The 15,914-nt window shown below is 69.6% G+C and carries 10 protein-coding genes; 9 read left to right on the top strand and 1 reads right to left on the bottom strand.

Annotation, left to right across the window (positions count from 1 at the left end):
• Nucleotides 1-28 precede the first annotated feature (28 nt).
• The 5 genes from rpsA to DEJ27_RS04615 all read left to right on the top strand — a co-directional run bounded on the left by rpsA (nt 29) and on the right by DEJ27_RS04615 (nt 6,050).
• A complete protein-coding gene (gene rpsA, locus DEJ27_RS04635) occupies nt 29-1,504 on the top strand; it encodes a 30S ribosomal protein S1 (protein ID WP_027465699.1) in 1,476 nt (491 codons plus the stop codon).
• A gap of 92 nt (nt 1,505-1,596) precedes the next feature.
• Entirely contained in the window at nt 1,597-2,199 is a 603-nt protein-coding gene (coaE, locus tag DEJ27_RS04630; protein WP_110862744.1) for a dephospho-CoA kinase, read from the top strand.
• Entirely contained in the window at nt 2,196-3,239 is a 1,044-nt protein-coding gene (locus tag DEJ27_RS04625; protein ID WP_110862745.1) for a hypothetical protein, read from the top strand. The genes coaE and DEJ27_RS04625 overlap by 4 nt, the downstream gene beginning before the upstream one ends.
• A gap of 22 nt (nt 3,240-3,261) precedes the next feature.
• Nucleotides 3,262-4,758: a class I adenylate-forming enzyme family protein gene (locus tag DEJ27_RS04620; protein ID WP_111090414.1), complete on the top strand. Its 1,497-nt coding sequence runs from the start codon at nt 3,262-3,264 to the stop codon at nt 4,756-4,758.
• Between the two features lie 47 nt (nt 4,759-4,805).
• Nucleotides 4,806-6,050, top strand: coding sequence for an acyltransferase (locus tag DEJ27_RS04615; RefSeq protein ID WP_181430088.1), 1,245 nt, complete (start codon nt 4,806-4,808; stop codon nt 6,048-6,050).
• Nucleotides 6,051-6,255: 205 nt separating this feature from the next.
• Here the strand turns inward: DEJ27_RS04615 and DEJ27_RS04610 are convergent, their stop codons facing one another.
• A complete protein-coding gene (locus tag DEJ27_RS04610; protein WP_110862748.1) occupies nt 6,256-7,584 on the bottom strand; it encodes an MFS transporter in 1,329 nt (442 codons plus the stop codon).
• A 170-nt stretch (nt 7,585-7,754) separates the two neighbouring features.
• On the opposite strand from DEJ27_RS04610, the gene uvrB reads away from it, so the two are divergent.
• From uvrB to uvrC, 4 genes are read left to right on the top strand one after another with little or no spacing between them, the layout of a single operon-like run.
• Nucleotides 7,755-9,827, top strand: coding sequence for an excinuclease ABC subunit UvrB (uvrB, locus tag DEJ27_RS04605; protein ID WP_110862762.1), 2,073 nt, complete (start codon nt 7,755-7,757; stop codon nt 9,825-9,827).
• A complete protein-coding gene (locus tag DEJ27_RS04600) occupies nt 9,817-10,734 on the top strand; it encodes an SDR family NAD(P)-dependent oxidoreductase (RefSeq protein WP_110862749.1) in 918 nt (305 codons plus the stop codon). The genes uvrB and DEJ27_RS04600 overlap by 11 nt, the downstream gene beginning before the upstream one ends.
• Before the next feature lie 48 nt (nt 10,735-10,782).
• Nucleotides 10,783-13,824: an excinuclease ABC subunit UvrA gene (gene uvrA, locus DEJ27_RS04595; protein WP_258370025.1), complete on the top strand. Its 3,042-nt coding sequence runs from the start codon at nt 10,783-10,785 to the stop codon at nt 13,822-13,824.
• Complete coding sequence (gene uvrC / locus DEJ27_RS04590) at nt 13,825-15,855, top strand: excinuclease ABC subunit UvrC (protein WP_110862750.1); 2,031 nt, start codon at nt 13,825-13,827, stop codon at nt 15,853-15,855.
• Nucleotides 15,856-15,914: the final 59 nt, after the last annotated feature.

Genomic DNA, 15,914 nt, shown 5'->3' with positions numbered 1-15,914 from the left:
ACTCATGTCCGTTCGGAGCAATCTCTACATGACAACCACTACGACCAAGGCTCCTAAGCAGGTCGCCATCAACGACATCGGTTCGGCTGATGACTTCCTGGCCGAGGTCGAGAAGACCCTGAAGTTCTTCAACGACGGTGATCTCATCTCCGGCACCGTCGTGAAGATCGACCGCGACGAGGTCCTCCTCGACGTCGGTTACAAGACCGAGGGCGTCATCCCCTCGCGCGAGCTCTCGATCAAGCACGACGTCGACCCCAACGAGGTCGTCGAGGTCGGCGACGAGGTCGAGGCCCTGGTTCTCCAGAAGGAGGACAAGGAAGGCCGCCTCATCCTGTCGAAGAAGCGCGCGCAGTACGAGCGTGCGTGGGGCGACGTCGAGAAGATCAAGGAGTCCGACGGCGTCGTGACCGGGACGGTCATCGAGGTCGTCAAGGGCGGTCTCATCGTCGACATCGGCCTCCGTGGCTTCCTCCCCGCCTCGCTCATCGAGCTCCGTCGTGTCCGCGACCTCACGCCGTACCTCGGCCAGGAGATCGAGGCCAAGATCCTCGAGCTCGACAAGAACCGCAACAACGTGGTCCTGTCGCGCCGTGCGCTCCTCGAGCAGACGCAGTCCGAGTCCCGGACGACGTTCCTCAACAACCTCCACAAGGGCCAGGTCCGCAAGGGCATCGTGTCCTCGATCGTCAACTTCGGTGCGTTCGTGGACCTCGGCGGCGTCGACGGTCTCGTCCACGTCTCCGAGCTCAGCTGGAAGCACATCGAGCACGCCAGCGAGGTCGTCGAGGTCGGTCAGGAAGTCACCGTCGAGATCCTCGAGGTCGACCTGGACCGCGAGCGCGTGTCGCTCTCGCTCAAGGCGACGCAGGAGGACCCGTGGCAGGTCTTCGCCCGCACCCACGCGATCGGTCAGATCGCACCGGGCAAGGTCACGAAGCTCGTCCCGTTCGGTGCCTTCGTCCGCGTTGCCGACGGCATCGAGGGCCTGGTGCACATCTCGGAGCTCTCGAACAAGCACGTCGAGCTCGCCGAGCAGGTCGTGTCGGTCAACGACGAGGTCTTCGTCAAGATCATCGACATCGACCTCGACCGTCGCCGCATCTCGCTGAGCCTCAAGCAGGCGAACGAGGGCGTCGACCCGGAGAGCGACGAGTTCGACCCGGCGCTCTACGGCATGCCGACCGAGTACGACGACAAGGGTGACTACAAGTACCCCGAGGGCTTCGACCCGGAGACCAACGAGTGGCTCGAGGGCTACGACACGCAGCGCACCGAGTGGGAGGGCCAGTACGCGGCCGCCCAGGCGCGTTGGGAAGCCCACAAGGCGCAGGTCGCGAAGACCATCGCCGACGAGGCGCAGGGTGGCTTCGACCTCCCGGCCACGGCTTCCTCATCGTCGTCGACCTCGTCGTTCGCCGGCGAGACGGGTGGCGCAAGCCCCCTGGCCGACGACGCGTCGCTCGCTGCACTCCGCGAGAAGCTCAGCTCGACCAACAACTGATCGAGCGGTTCGTCCCGACCGGAAGCCCGGCACCCCTGACAGGGTGCCGGGCTTCCGGCGTTTCCGGGCATCGGGGTCGTTACCCTGTTGCCGTGCACATCATCGGACTCACGGGCGGCATCGCCGCGGGCAAGTCGACCGTCTCCCGACGCTGGACCGAGCACGGGGCAGTCGTCGTCGACGCCGACCGACTGGCGCGGGACGCCGTGGCACCGGGCAGCCCGGGCCTGGCGCAGGTCGCCGAGCGGTTCGGACCGTCGGTGATCGCCGCCGACGGTGCCCTCGACCGGCCGGCGCTCGGGTCGATCGTGTTCGCGGACCCCGCGGCGCGGAAGGACCTCGAAGCCATCACGCACCCCGAGGTCTGGCGGCTCGCGCAGCAGGCGTTCGACGCCGCCGAGGCCGCCGACCCCGACGCCGTGGTGGTCTACGACGTGCCGTTGCTCGCCGAGGCCCGCGGCTCGCGCCCGCTCCGGTTCGACGCGGTCGTGGTGGTCGACGCCCCCGCTGCGCAGCGCATCGAACGGCTCGTCGAGCACCGCGGGATGCCCCGTGACGAGGCCGAGCGTCGTGTCGCCGCCCAGGCGAGCGACGCAGACCGTCTCGCCCTCGCCGACCACGTCGTCGACGCCACCGGGACGCTCGAGCAGACGATCCGCTCCGCTGACGAGGTGTGGGCACGGATCACGGCATGAGCCACCGTCTGCTGCTGGTCCTCGCCGCGATCGTCCTCGTGGCGATCGGGGCCGGCTCGCTCGTCGCCGCGAACGTCCTCGGTGCCCAGCGAGTGGCGGACAACGGCCGGGTCGCGGTGCACGAGCGGCCGTCGGGTGACGAACGCGGGCCTCACGGGGAGTTCCACCGGTTCCGGCTCGGAACGGTGAACGGTGAGCGGCTCACCCCGAACCGTGACGACTTCGCCGCGCGCACGTCGGCCGACGGTCCGCTCCTGTTGTTCCTGCCCGCGACCCGGTCCCGTCCGGCCGAGTACCAGCGGTTCCTCGGGGCCGCGCTGGCGGACGGCTACCACGTGCTCGGCCTCGACTACTGGAACCTCGGTCGCACCCTGTCCGGCACGTGCGAGGCGGACGCGCGCTGCTACGGCCTGGTCCAGCGGAACCGCTTCGACGGCACCCGGCCGTCGGAGTTCAGCGCGGTCAGTCCGGCCGGGTCCATCGTCTCGCGCTTCCGTGACGCCGTCGCGTACCTCGACGACCACGACCCCGAGGGCGGCTGGGGGCGGTTCGTCCAGGGCGACGACCGCATCGTCTGGAACGACGTCGTCGTGGCCGGGCACTCGCAGGGCGGCGGAGAGGCGGCGTACATCGCACACATCCGCAGCGTCCACGGTGCGTTGATGTTCTCCTCGCCCGTCGAGTCCCGCGGGCCGTCGCACGCAGCGTGGATGGACCGCCCGGGCCGGACACCGGTCGACCGGATGTACGCCATCGACGACGTCCGTGACGCGTTCGGCCCCCGCATCACCGGTTCGTGGGACGTCCTCGGGCTGAGTGGCGTGTCCGGGCCGTTCGAGACGGACACCACCCCGCCCGTCGCCGGCGCGGACCCGCACGCGATCCTCACCGACCTCCGCGGCGACGGCAAGGCGCACTCCCTGATCATCAAGGACTCGACACCGCTCACCCGTGACGGCGTGCCCCGGATGCTCCCGCTCTGGCAGTGGATGCTGCACCGGTTCTCCACAGATCCCGCTGTTCCCTCCGACCGCTCATAGGGTCGGGCAATAGCCTTCTTGCGTGCAGCCCGTTCGCGATGAACCCGACCTGCGCTCGCTCATCCGTGCCCGTGCGGCCGGCGGGGGCGAGCGCCACTTCCTCGAGGATGCTCGCTCCGAGCGCGTCCTGACGTACCGTGCGCTCGACGACGCGGTCACCGCGTGGTCGCGGACCTTCGACGCGATCGGCATCGCCCCGTCGGGTGCCGTCCTGGTCGACGTGGGCGACCCGCTCGCGTTCGCGGTCGTGCACCTGAGCGCCGTCGCCGCAGGTCTCAGGGCGATCCCCGTCGACACCGGGCAGCCGGCCACCGAGCCCGGCCGTCTCGCCGACCTGATCGGCGGTGCGTCCATCGTCGTGTCCGACCGCGCGGTGGACGCGACCGTGCCCGGGGCGCCGGCCAGCGGGATCGACCCCGCCACGTTCCTCCCGACCGCCGTCCGTGACGGCGACCTGCCCGCCGACAGCCCGCACGCGCCGGGTCAGGGTTCCGTCGTGCTGTTCACCTCCGGGTCGACCGGCACACCGAAGGGCGTCGAGCTGCCCGAGACGCAGCTGCTGTTCGTCGCCCGGGCCGTCGCGCGGCACAACCGGCTCGTGCCCGACGACCGCGGGTTCAACTCGTTGCCGCTGTTCCACGTCAACGCCGAGGTGGTCGGGCTGCTCGCGACGCTCGTCGCCGGCGCGACCCTGGTGCTCGACCGGCGCTTCCGTCGCACCGGGTTCTGGGACCTGCTCGCGGAACGACGGATCACCTGGCTGAACGCCGTCCCGGCCGTCCTGGCCGTGCTGGCGAAGACCGGGCCGCTCGAGTTCCCGTCGGGCCTGCGGTTCGTGCGCAGCGCGTCGGCGCCGCTGCCCGATCCCGTGCGCGCCGCCCTCGGCGACGTGCCGCTCGTCGTGAGCTGGGGCATGACCGAGGGCGCCTCGCAGATCACGGCGACCCCGCTGGACGAACCGGCCCGGCCGGGTACCGTCGGGGTGCCGGTCGGGTCCGAGGTGCAGGTCCGAGGCGAGGACGGCTCACTCCTGCCCGCCGACGAGATCGGCGCCCTGTGGGTGCGTGGTGCGGGGATCGTCCGCGGGTACCTCGGGGGCCGTGCGTCCGAGCGATTCGACGCCGACGGCTGGCTCCACACCGGTGACGTCGGGTCCGTCAGCGCCGACGGCTGGGTGTCCCTGGCCGGGCGCTCCGACGACGTCATCAACCGCGGTGGCGAGAAGGTCTACCCGTCCGAGGTCGAGGACGTCCTGCTCGGCGACCCACGTGTGCTCGAGGCGGTCGTCGTCGGCCGCCCCGACGACGTGCTCGGTGCCGTCCCGATCGCCTACGTGATCCCGCAGCCCGACGAACTTGTCGACCACGCAGCCCTCGTGGCCGACCTCGTGGCCCGGGCCGAGGCGCACCTGACGCGGTTCCGCCGACCTGTCGAGGTCATCGTCGTGCCCGACCTGCCGCGTGCGCCCACCGGCAAGGTGCAGCGCGCGAAGGTCCGGACCATGGCCCGACCCTCGTGAACGGACCATCACGCGTGTCGCCGGCGTCGACCGGCGCTGAGCCGGGGGTGCAGACACCGACGCGCACGGCCGCGGGCAAGCCCCGGCACCTGTACGAGGTCGACGTGCTCCGCATCCTCACGTTCGCGTGTGTGATCGGGGTGCACACCACGAGCCACACCGCCGCCGCCGACGACGTCGGGCTGAACGCGCTGCTCGCCCTGCTGCACTTCACCCGGCTGGTCTTCTTCTCGCTGACCGCGTTCGTGCTCGTGTACAGCTACACGTTGCGCCCGCGTCCGATGGCGCAGTTCTGGCCGAAGCGGTTCCTGCTCGTGGGCGTGCCGTACCTGGCGTGGTCGTTCCTCTACGTCGCGGCGGCGTGGCTGCTGAGTCCGACCCGCCGGGGCGACGTCCCGGACCTGGTGCGCACCGCGGCCGAGGGCATCGTCACCGGCACCTCGTGGTACCACCTGTACTTCCTGCTCGTGACGATGCAGGTGTACCTGCTCCTGCCGGTGATCGTCTGGCTGGTGCGCCGGACCCGCGGGCACCACGTGACCGTGCTGGTCGTGGCTTTCCTGGTCCAGCTGGTGGTGTTCGCCGGGTACAAGTACTTCCCGGCGAGCGACGCGTGGATGCACGGGTACCAGAAGCAGTTCTTCTTCTCGTACGTCTTCTTCATCGTCTCGGGGGCGATCGCCGCCGACCACGCGGACGCCTTCCTGCGGTTCATCCGGCTCCACCGCCGTTCGGTCCTGTGGGCCTTCGCCGGTGTCGGGGGGCTCACCCTGGGCGTGTGGGCGCTGCAGGTCGGCCTCGGGCAGTCCCTCTACGCCGCGGGGACACCGCTGCAGCCGATCCAGGCGGTCTGGAGCACCGCGGTGTTCGTCGGGTTCCTGGCGATCGGCGCCGCGTGGGCGGACCGCCGGCGACCCGGCAGCCGGGCCGCCCGTTTCGTCGACTACGCGTCCGATCGCTCGTTCGGCATCTTCCTGAGCCACCCGTTCGTCATCTGGATCCTGCTCTTCGGCGACAGCTGGCTCGAGGCCGCCGTGCCACGGCCGTGGCTCACCCTCGTCACGTACGTGCTCGTGTTGGTCCTGTCCGTCGCGGTGACCGAGCTGTTCCGGTGGACGCCGCTCAGCGTGCCGCTGACCGGCCGGCCGTCGTTGTCCTCTCGGGCGTCGCGAGCGGCGCGGGCGCGTCGTTCCGCAGGCGCGGCGGCGCCCCGGCGGTCGCCGGAACCGGTGGAGCCGGACGACGCCCTCGTCGGCGAGACCGACGACGTCGGGCGGCGCGCGGCGCGCTGAGCGCCCGCGCGCCCGGCGCAGCTCTGGGAGGTCCCGTCCGTGGTGCGACGGCGGCGCCATCGCACCGAGTCCGGAACCCCGCACCAGCCGTGCGGGGCGGTGGACGCGTGGCGGGCGGCCGGGAGGCGCGGGGCGGGCCCGACGCGTGCCTCCCGGCCGTCGCGCGCGGACCACCAGGGCCGGCGCACGTTCCGCGCGTCGCCCGTCAGGCCGGGCGCTGCTCGGCCTTCGGGGTGCCGATCTCGAGCACGCCGTCGGTGGAGGTCAGCCGCTGCGGCTTCATGAACCAGGCGACGACGGCCGCGGCTCCGAGCAGGGCGCAGGAGAGCGCGAAGGGCACCTGCCAGCCCGAGGCGTCGATGAGCAGGCCGAACACGATGGGCGAGACCACCCCGGCGATGCCGAACCCGGTGTTCATGAAGCCCGAGGCCGTGCCGGACCACTGCGGCGCGACGTCCATCGGGATCGCCCAGAGGTTGGCGTTGCAGAGTTCGAGGAAGAAGAACGACAGGGCCAGCGAGATCGTCGCGACGAGCAGGCCCTGCCCGATCACGAGCGGGATGAGGCAGAGGAGCGAGCCGCCGAGTCCGATCACCAGGATGATCCGGCGGGCGTTCCGGGTGTTCCCGCCGCGGTGGATGATGCGGTCACTGAGCATCCCGCCGACCGTGTCCCCGACGACACCGGCCAGCAGGATGAGGGTGGTGAACAGGGCGAAGTCGCCGATCTCCAGGCCGTAGGTGGAGCTGAGGAACGTCGGGAGCCACGTGAGGAACACCCAGAGGGTCCAGCCGTACCCGAAGTCGACGAAGGTGACCGGCAGGATCTGCTTCGCCATCTGCCGCCACGGCACCGGGGGACGGGTCGCACGGGTCTCGACCGGCGGGAGCTCGGCGAGCTCGACCTGCGTGATGCCCTTCGCGGACTCGGGCTTGTCGCGGAACCAGACGAACCAGACGACGGCCCACGCCAGGGACAGCACCGCGGTGGCGAAGAACGCCCAGCGCCAGCTTCCCGTCGCGCCGATCACCCACGCGACGATGAGCGGGGCCAGGGCGTTGCCGAGCCGGGCGGCCGAGTGGACCACGCCCTGGGCGAAGCCGTTCCGGTCGCGGGGGATCCAGCGGCTCATCGCCTGGGTGGCGGTCGGGAACGCGGCGGCCTCGCTCAGGCCGAGCAGCGCACGAGCAGCGAACAGGGTCCAGAAGCCGACGGCGAAGCCGGTCCAGAGCGTCGCGACGCCCCAGATCACCGTGATGACGAAGAGTGCCCGGCGCGGGCCGAACTTCTCGCTGATCGTGCCGCCGAACACCTGCAGCAGGGCGTACGGCAACGAGAAGGCGGAGACGATGAGGCCGGCGGTCGCCTCGTTGAACCCGAACTCCTCGGTGATGTGCGGCAGCGCCGTCGAGATGTTCGTCCGGTCGATGTACGAGATCGCGTACATGCAGCAGAGCAGGACGAGCACACGCCCGCGGATGCGTCCGCGGAACGGGGTGCCCTTGATCGGTGCGGCCGGGGTCGCCGTGGTCATGAGGCCTCTTCGGGGGAGTGGGAAGGAGTCGGGTGGCTGATCGGATCGAACGGTATGCCCGGTGGCCATCAGTCGACTTGGAGCCCGCTTGCAGCGGACAATACGCCGAGGGCGAGCAGGGGTCCTCGATGTCAGGGGTGCCGACTACCGTTGTCCCCATGGGTGTTGCGATCGAACCGACCCGAGCGGTACGTCCGTTCGAGGTCATCAGCGAGTACTCGCCGAGTGGCGACCAGCCCGCGGCCATCGCGGAACTCGCCGGACGGATCAACGCTGGTGAGACCGACGTCGTGCTGCTGGGTGCGACCGGTACCGGCAAGTCGGCGACGACCGCGTGGCTCATCGAGCAGGTGCAGCGGCCGACGCTCGTGCTCGCGCACAACAAGACCCTCGCGGCCCAGCTCGCCAACGAGTTCCGCAGCCTGATGCCGAACAACGCGGTCGAGTACTTCGTCTCGTACTACGACTACTACCAGCCCGAGGCGTACGTCCCGCAGACCGACACCTTCATCGAGAAGGACTCGTCGGTCAACGCCGAGGTCGAACGGCTCCGGCACTCGACGACGAACTCGCTGCTCAGCCGCCGCGACAGCGTCGTGGTGTCGACGGTCTCCTGCATCTACGGCCTGGGGACGCCCGAGCAGTACATGAACGCGTCGGTCGCACTCCACGTGGGTCAGACGATCTCCCGCGACCAGCTGGTGCGCAAGTTCGTCGCGATGCAGTACCAGCGCAACGACGTCGACTTCGCACGCGGCACGTTCCGGGTCCGCGGCGACACCATCGAGATCATCCCGATGTACGAAGAGCACGCCATCCGCATCGAGATGTTCGGCGACGAGGTCGAGGCGCTCTCGTCGCTGCACCCCCTCACCGGCAACGTCATCGACGACCTGCCTGCCGTGTCGATCTTCCCGGCTTCGCACTACGTCGCCGACACCGACGTGATGCACCGCGCGATCGCCTCCATCAAGGAAGAACTCGCGGAACGGCTCGCCGAGCTCGAGGGCCAGGGCAAGCTGCTCGAGGCCCAGCGACTCCGCATGCGCACCACGTTCGACATCGAGATGATGGAGCAGATCGGGTTCTGCTCCGGCATCGAGAACTACTCGCGGCACATGGACGGCCGTGGTCCGGGCGAGGCACCGCACTGCCTCATCGACTACTTCCCCGACGACTTCCTCCTGGTCATCGACGAGTCGCACGTCACCGTGCCGCAGATCGGCGCGATGTACGAAGGCGACGCCTCGCGCAAGCGCACGCTCGTCGAGCACGGCTTCCGTCTGCCGAGCGCGATGGACAACCGTCCGCTCAAGTGGGAGGAGTTCCTCGACCGCGTCGGCCAGAAGGTCTTCCTGTCGGCGACGCCCGGCAAGTACGAGCTCGGGATCACGGACAGCGTGGTCGAGCAGATCATCCGCCCGACGGGTCTGATCGACCCCGAAATCGTGGTCAAGCCGAGCGACGGCCAGATCGACGACCTGCTCGAGGAGATCAAGCAGCGGGTCGAGAAGGACGAGCGCGTCCTCGTCACCACGCTGACCAAGCGCATGGCCGAGGAACTCACCGACTTCCTCGGGAACGCCGGAGTCCGCGTCCGGTACCTGCACTCCGACGTCGACACCCTCAAGCGCGTCGAGCTGCTGACCGAGCTGCGGCAGGGTGTCTACGACGTGCTCGTCGGCATCAACCTGCTGCGCGAGGGGCTCGACCTGCCCGAGGTGTCGCTCGTGGCGATCCTCGACGCCGACAAGGAAGGCTTCCTCCGCTCGTCGACGTCGCTCATCCAGACGATCGGTCGCGCTGCCCGCAACGTGTCGGGCCAGGTGCTCATGTACGCCGACAAGATGACCGACTCGATGAAGACCGCGATCGAGGAGACCGATCGCCGTCGTGAGAAGCAGGTCGCCTACAACCTGGAGCGCGGCATCGACCCCCAGCCGCTGCGCAAGAAGATCGCGGACATCACCGAGGTCCTGCAGCGCGAGAACGACGACACGAAGGCGCTCCTGCAGGGTCGCCCCGGCACCGACGGCCGTCGGTCGCCCACGCCGAACCTCAAGCGCGGCGGCATCGCGGGCGAGGGCGCGACGCAGCTCGGTGCCACCATCGCCGACCTGAACGACCAGATGCTGCAGGCTGCGGCCGAGCTGAAGTTCGAGCTCGCGGCGCGACTGCGCGACGAGGTGCAGGACCTGAAGAAGGCCCTGCGCCAGATGGAGTCGGCCGGGCATGTCAGCTGACGGCGCCCGCACGGTCGTCGTCACCGGCGCGAGTGCCGGGCTCGGGTACCACGCCGCCGAGCAGCTCGCCGCGGCGGGGCACCGCGTGGTGCTGGCCACGCGCGACCGTGACCGGGCGGACGCCGCCGAGCGCAGCATCCGACGGCACGTCGACGGAGCCTCGCTCGCCCACGTCCACCTCGACCTCGCCGACCTCGACTCGGTCAACGCCGCCGCCGACGAACTCGCCGCGCTGGAACCCGACGGCGTCGACGCGGTCGTGAACAACGCCGGGGTCGTCGGGGCGTCCACGCCGGGGAGCACGGCGCAGGGCACCGAACTGCAGATCGGCACGAACCACCTGGGACACTTCGCGTGGACCGCCCTGGTCCTGCCCCTGCTCGAACGACGAGCCGGCCGGGTCGTGCACCTCGGGTCGATCGCCCACCGGTTCGCACAGCTCGACACGACCGATCCACTCGGGGTCGGTCGGTACTCGAGCCACCGCCAGTACGCCAGGAGCAAGCTCGCGGTGATGCTGTTCGGCTTCGAGCTCGCCGAACGACTGGCCGACTCGGGGTCGTCCGTCTCGAGCGTCGTCGCGCACCCCGGCCTGTCGCTCGACCGACTGTCACCGGCCCGCCCGGACGTCAGCCCGACACGACCTGAACCCGAGTGGATCCGCCCGGCGCAGCGCATCGTCGCCCAGGGCAAGGACGTCGGCGCCCAGCCGCTCGTGCACGCGGCCGTCGGTGCCGACGTGCGCTCGGGGGAGTACTGGGGCCCGGCAGGCTGGATGCAGCTCCGTGGTCCGGCCACGGTGGTCGCGGCCGAACCACGGGCGCACGACCGTACGGTCGCAGCACAGCTCTGGGCGGCGAGCGAGCGCGCATCCGGTGTCGCGTTCGCTCTCGACGCACTCGTCTGACCCTCCATCCCGGCCGAATGTCGGTGCCGCTTCGTAGAATCGACGACGATGACCATCACCTCTGACCCCGGTACCTCGACGTCGGGCCGGAACGCCTTCGGCGAGCCCGCTGACCTCCACCTCCCCGGCGGGACCGCACCGCACAGCACCTCCACGCTCAGCGTGCGCGGCGCCCGCGTGCACAACCTCCGTGACGTCGACCTCGAGATCCCGCGCGACTCGCTCGTCGTCTTCACCGGCCTGTCCGGGTCGGGCAAGTCCTCGCTGGCGTTCGACACGATCTTCGCCGAGGGACAGCGCCGGTACGTCGAGTCGCTGTCCGCCTATGCGCGCCAGTTCCTCGGCCAGGTCGACCGTCCCGACGTCGACTTCATCGAGGGGCTCTCGCCGGCGGTCTCGATCGACCAGAAGTCGACGAACCGCAACCCCCGGTCGACGGTCGGCACGATCACCGAGGTCTACGACTACATGCGTCTGCTCTGGGCGCGCATCGGCGTCCCGCACTGCCCGACGTGTGGCGAGGTGATCAGCAAGCAGACCGTGCAGCAGATCGCCGACCAGCTCATGCAGTTCGAGACCGGCACCCGGTTCCAGGTCCTCGCGCCCGTCATCTCCAAGAAGAAGGGCGAGTTCGTCGACCTCTTCCAAGAACTCGCGGCGTCCGGCTACGCCCGTGCGATCGTGGACGGGGAGCGCATCCAGCTCAGCGACCCGCCCAAGCTCAAGAAGCAGGTCAAGCACGACATCTCGGTCATCGTCGACCGCCTGGTGGCGAGCGACGACATCCTCGGTCGTCTCACCGACTCGCTCGAGACCGCCCTGCGGTTGACCGACGGCACCGTCGGCATCGACCTGGTGGATCACGAGGGGCCTGGAGCGGTCCGGACCTACTCCGAGAACCTCTCGTGCCCGAACAACCACCCGCTCGCGCTCACCGAGATCGAGCCGCGCACGTTCTCGTTCAACGCGCCGTTCGGTGCGTGCCCCGAGTGCTCCGGCCTCGGCACGCGCATGTCGGTCGACCCCGACCTGGTGCTCGGCGACCCCGAGGCCTCGTTGCGCGACGGCGTCCTGCTGCCCTGGACCGGGACGAGCGGGCTGTACTCCTACTTCGACAAGCTGCTCGGCGGCCTCGGCAAGGAGCTCGGCTTCTCGCTCGACACCCCGTGGAACCAGCTCGACCCCGCGGTGCAGGCGTCGATCCTGACCGGCAAGGACTTCCAGGTGTCGGTCTCCTGGCGCAACCGGTTCGGCCGCGAGATGCGGTACACGAGCGGGTTCGAGGGCGTCATGCCCTACATCGAGCGCAAGTTCGCCGAAGCCGAGTCGGACTCGCAGCGGCAGCGCTTCCAGGGCTACCTGCGCGAGGTCCCGTGCCCGGTGTGCGAGGGAACCCGTCTCAAGCCCGAGGTGCTCGCGGTGACGGTCAACGACCGCAGCATCGCGGACGTCACCGACATGTCGCTCGACAACGCGTACGCGTTCATGGACGAGCTGACGCTGACCGACCGTGAAGCGCACATCGCCGCCGCGGTCCTTCGCGAGATCCGCGCACGCCTCGAGTTCCTGCTCGAGGTCGGTCTGAACTACCTCACGCTGGCACGTGGTGCCGGTGGTCTGTCCGGCGGCGAGGCGCAGCGCATCCGCTTGGCGACGCAGATCGGCTCCGGGCTGACCGGCGTGCTGTACGTGCTCGACGAGCCGAGCATCGGCCTGCACCAGCGCGACAACCGTCGACTCATCGACACCCTGGTCAAGCTCAAGGACCTCGGCAACACGCTCATCGTCGTCGAGCACGACGAGGACACGATCCGCACGGCCGACTGGGTCGTCGACATCGGCCCCGGCGCCGGTGTGAACGGCGGCAACGTGGTGCACTCCGGCTCGTACGAGGGCATCATCGAGAACCGTGAGTCGATCACCGGTGACTACCTCGCCGGCCGACGAGCGATCGAGGTGCCAGCCGAGCGCCGCAAGGTCAACCTGAAGCGCGCCATCACCGTGCAGGGCGCCCGCGCGAACAACCTCAAGTCGATCGACGCGGACTTCCCCCTCGGTGTGTTCACCGCGGTCACGGGCGTGAGTGGTTCCGGCAAGTCGACGCTGGTGAACGACATCCTGTACAAGGTGCTCGCCAACCAGCTCAACGGCGCACGGCACATCGCGGGAAAGCACACCCGGGTGAAGGGCCTCGACCAGCTCGACAAGGTCGTGCACGTCGACCAGGCACCGATCGGCCGCACGCCACGGTCGAACCCCGCGACCTACACGGGCGTGTTCGACCGCATCCGTCAGCTGTTCGCCGAGACGCAGGAGGCCAAGACCCGTGGCTACCAGCCCGGCCGCTTCAGCTTCAACGTCAAGGGCGGCCGCTGCGAGAACTGCGCGGGCGACGGCACGATCAAGATCGAGATGAACTTCCTGCCCGACGTCTACGTCGCGTGCGAGGTCTGCGGTGGTGCGCGCTACAACCGCGAGACGCTCCAGGTGCACTACAAGGGCAAGAACATCTCCGAGGTCCTCGACATGCCGATCAGTGAGGCGGCCGAGTTCTTCGAGCCGATCTCGGCGATCCACCGGTACATGGCGACCCTCGTCGACGTGGGCCTCGGCTACGTGCGCCTGGGCCAGAGCGCGACCACGCTCTCCGGCGGCGAGGCGCAGCGCGTCAAGCTCGCCACCGAGTTGCAGCGCCGCTCGAACGGCCGCACGGTCTACGTGCTCGACGAGCCGACCACCGGTCTGCACTTCGAGGACGTCCGCAAGCTGCTCCTCGTGCTGCAGAGCCTGGTCGACAAGGGCAACACCGTCATCACGATCGAGCACAACCTCGACGTCATCAAGTCCGCCGACTGGCTGATCGACATGGGACCCGAGGGCGGTTCCGGTGGTGGCACGGTCCTGGCGACGGGCACCCCGGAACACGTGGCGACCGTGCCGGAGAGCCACACCGGTGTCTTCCTGCGCGAGATCTTCGACGCGCAGGACGCCCGGGTCGGCAAGCAGCAGGCGGTCGGCGCACGCCAGGCCACCCAGAAGCAGCAGGGCACGACCAAGCAGGCGAGCAAGCAGAAGGCGGGTGCTCGGTAGGTGGCGGACACCGTCCCGTGGCGTCCGAAGGCGGGGGAGATCCCGACCGACCCGGGCGTCTACCGCTGGCGTGACGAAGCCGGTCGGGTGCTCTACGTCGGCAAGGCGAAGAACCTTCGCGCCCGGCTGAGCAACTACTTCGCACCGTTGCCGACGCTGCACGAGCGCACCCGGCGCATGGTCCTGACGGCGCGCAGTGTCGAGTGGACGACGGTCGGCTCCGAGATCGAGGCGCTCCAGCTGGAGTACACCTGGATCAAGGAGTTCGACCCGCCGTTCAACGTCAAGTTCCGCGACGACAAGTCGTACCCGTACATGGCGGTCACCCTGGGTGACGAAGCGCCGCGGGTGATGGTGACGCGCAACCGCAAGATCAAAGGTGCGAAGTACTTCGGTCCGTACCCGAAGATCTGGGCGGTGCACGACACCATCGACCTGATGATCAAGGTGTTCCCGATCCGCACGTGTTCGGACTCGTCGTACAAGAAGGCGATGCAGACCGGCCGCCCGTGCTTCCCGGGGCAGATCGGCAAGTGCGGCGGCCCCTGCTCGCAGAAGGTCACGATCGAGGAGCACCGTGCCCTCGTCGAGGAGTTCGTACGCTTCATGAACTCGTACGACCGTCGGGTCATCACCGAGCTCCGGCAGCGCATGGGGGCCTCGGCGGACGCGATGCAGTACGAGCAGGCCGCGAAGTACCGCGACCAGGTCGAGGCGCTCGAAGCCGTGCTCGAGAAGTCCGCCGTGGTGCTCCGCGACTCGGTCGACCTCGACCTGTTCGGCATCGCGGAGGACGAGCTCGCCGCGGCCGTGCAGCTGTTCTCGGTCCGTGGTGGTCGCATCCGCGGTGTCCGCGGCTGGGTGGTCGACAAGGAGCTCGACATCGCCACGGGCGATCTCGTCGAGCAGATCGTGCAGGGTGTCTACGTCACCGACGAGCCCCCGCGCGAGGTCGTCGTCCCCGAGCTGCCGGAGGACGCGGACGCGCTCCAGGAGTGGCTCAGCAAGCGCCGGAACGGGCGCGGTACGAAGCTCAGCACGGCACAGCGCGGCGATCGTGCCGGTCTCGCGCGTACGGCCGCGCAGAACGCCGGGCAGGCGCTCATGCTCTACAAGACCAAGCGTTCGGCCGACTACACGACGCGGGCCGCGGCACTGGCCGACATCCAGGACGCCCTCGGCATGACCGAGGCGCCGCTCCGCATGGAGTGCTACGACATCTCGCACCTGCAGGGCACCAACGTCGTCGCGTCGATGGTGGTGTTCGAGGACGGTCTGCCGCGCAAGGACCAGTACCGCCGGTACTCGATCGCCGAGACCACCGACGACACCGACAGCATGTACCAGGTGCTCTCGCGGCGCCTGGCGCGGCTGGACGAGGACGCCGAGCTGCCGGACGTCCCGGACGTCACGACCGACGAGGTCGTCGAGGGGTCGAAGCCGACGAAGCGGTTCGCGTACCGCCCGCAGCTGCTCATCGTCGACGGTGGCCAGCCCCAGGTGCAGGCAGCGAAGCGCGCGATGGACGAAGCCGGTGTGCACGACATCGCCCTGGTCGGCATCGCGAAGCGGCTCGAGGAGCTCTGGCTGCCCGACGACGACTTCCCGGTCATCCTGCCCCGCAACTCCGAGGCGCTCTTCCTCATCCAGCGCATCCGTGACGAGGCGCACCGGTTCGCGATCACCCACCAGCGCAGCAAGCGGAAGCGTGACGTCCGGTCGCGGCTGTCCGAGATCCCCGGTCTCGGTCCGAGCCGCGTCAACGCCCTGCTGAAGCACTTCGGCTCGGTCGCCCGGCTGCGCGAGGCCACGGCCGAGGACATCGGCGAGGTGAACGGGATCGGCCCGGCGACCGCTGCCGCGGTGGTCTCGAAGCTGGCCCAGACGCCGACGAGCGCACCCGCCACGAGCGCGTCGAGCGCCCCCGAACCGGACGCCGACGCGATCACGGACACCGGAACCGGAACCGATCCCGGAGGCCCGGTGCGGGTCCCCGAGGTGACCGACGACGGTCCGCAGCGACCGTCGTGACGAACCCCGCGCCTCCCGGCCGTCACCGGGCGGTAGCCTGATCCGGCAGCCGAGACCTC

The organism is Curtobacterium sp. MCPF17_018, assembly GCF_003234135.1.
Lineage (GTDB): Bacteria > Actinomycetota > Actinomycetes > Actinomycetales > Microbacteriaceae > Curtobacterium > Curtobacterium flaccumfaciens.
This window is presented reverse-complemented; position numbering and strand designations above follow the sequence as displayed.

Bases quoted from the DNA above. Each gene is read 5' to 3' on its own strand.
- uvrA (WP_258370025.1), top strand. From the start codon at position 10,783: ATGACCATCACCTCTGACCCCGGTACCTCGACGTCGGGCCGGAACGCC.
- DEJ27_RS04610 (WP_110862748.1), bottom strand. From the start codon at position 7,584: ATGACCACGGCGACCCCGGCCGCACCGATCAAGGGCACCCCGTTCCGC.
- rpsA (WP_027465699.1), top strand. From the start codon at position 29: ATGACAACCACTACGACCAAGGCTCCTAAGCAGGTCGCCATCAACGAC.
- DEJ27_RS04625 (WP_110862745.1), top strand. From the start codon at position 2,196: ATGAGCCACCGTCTGCTGCTGGTCCTCGCCGCGATCGTCCTCGTGGCG.
- DEJ27_RS04600 (WP_110862749.1), top strand. From the start codon at position 9,817: ATGTCAGCTGACGGCGCCCGCACGGTCGTCGTCACCGGCGCGAGTGCC.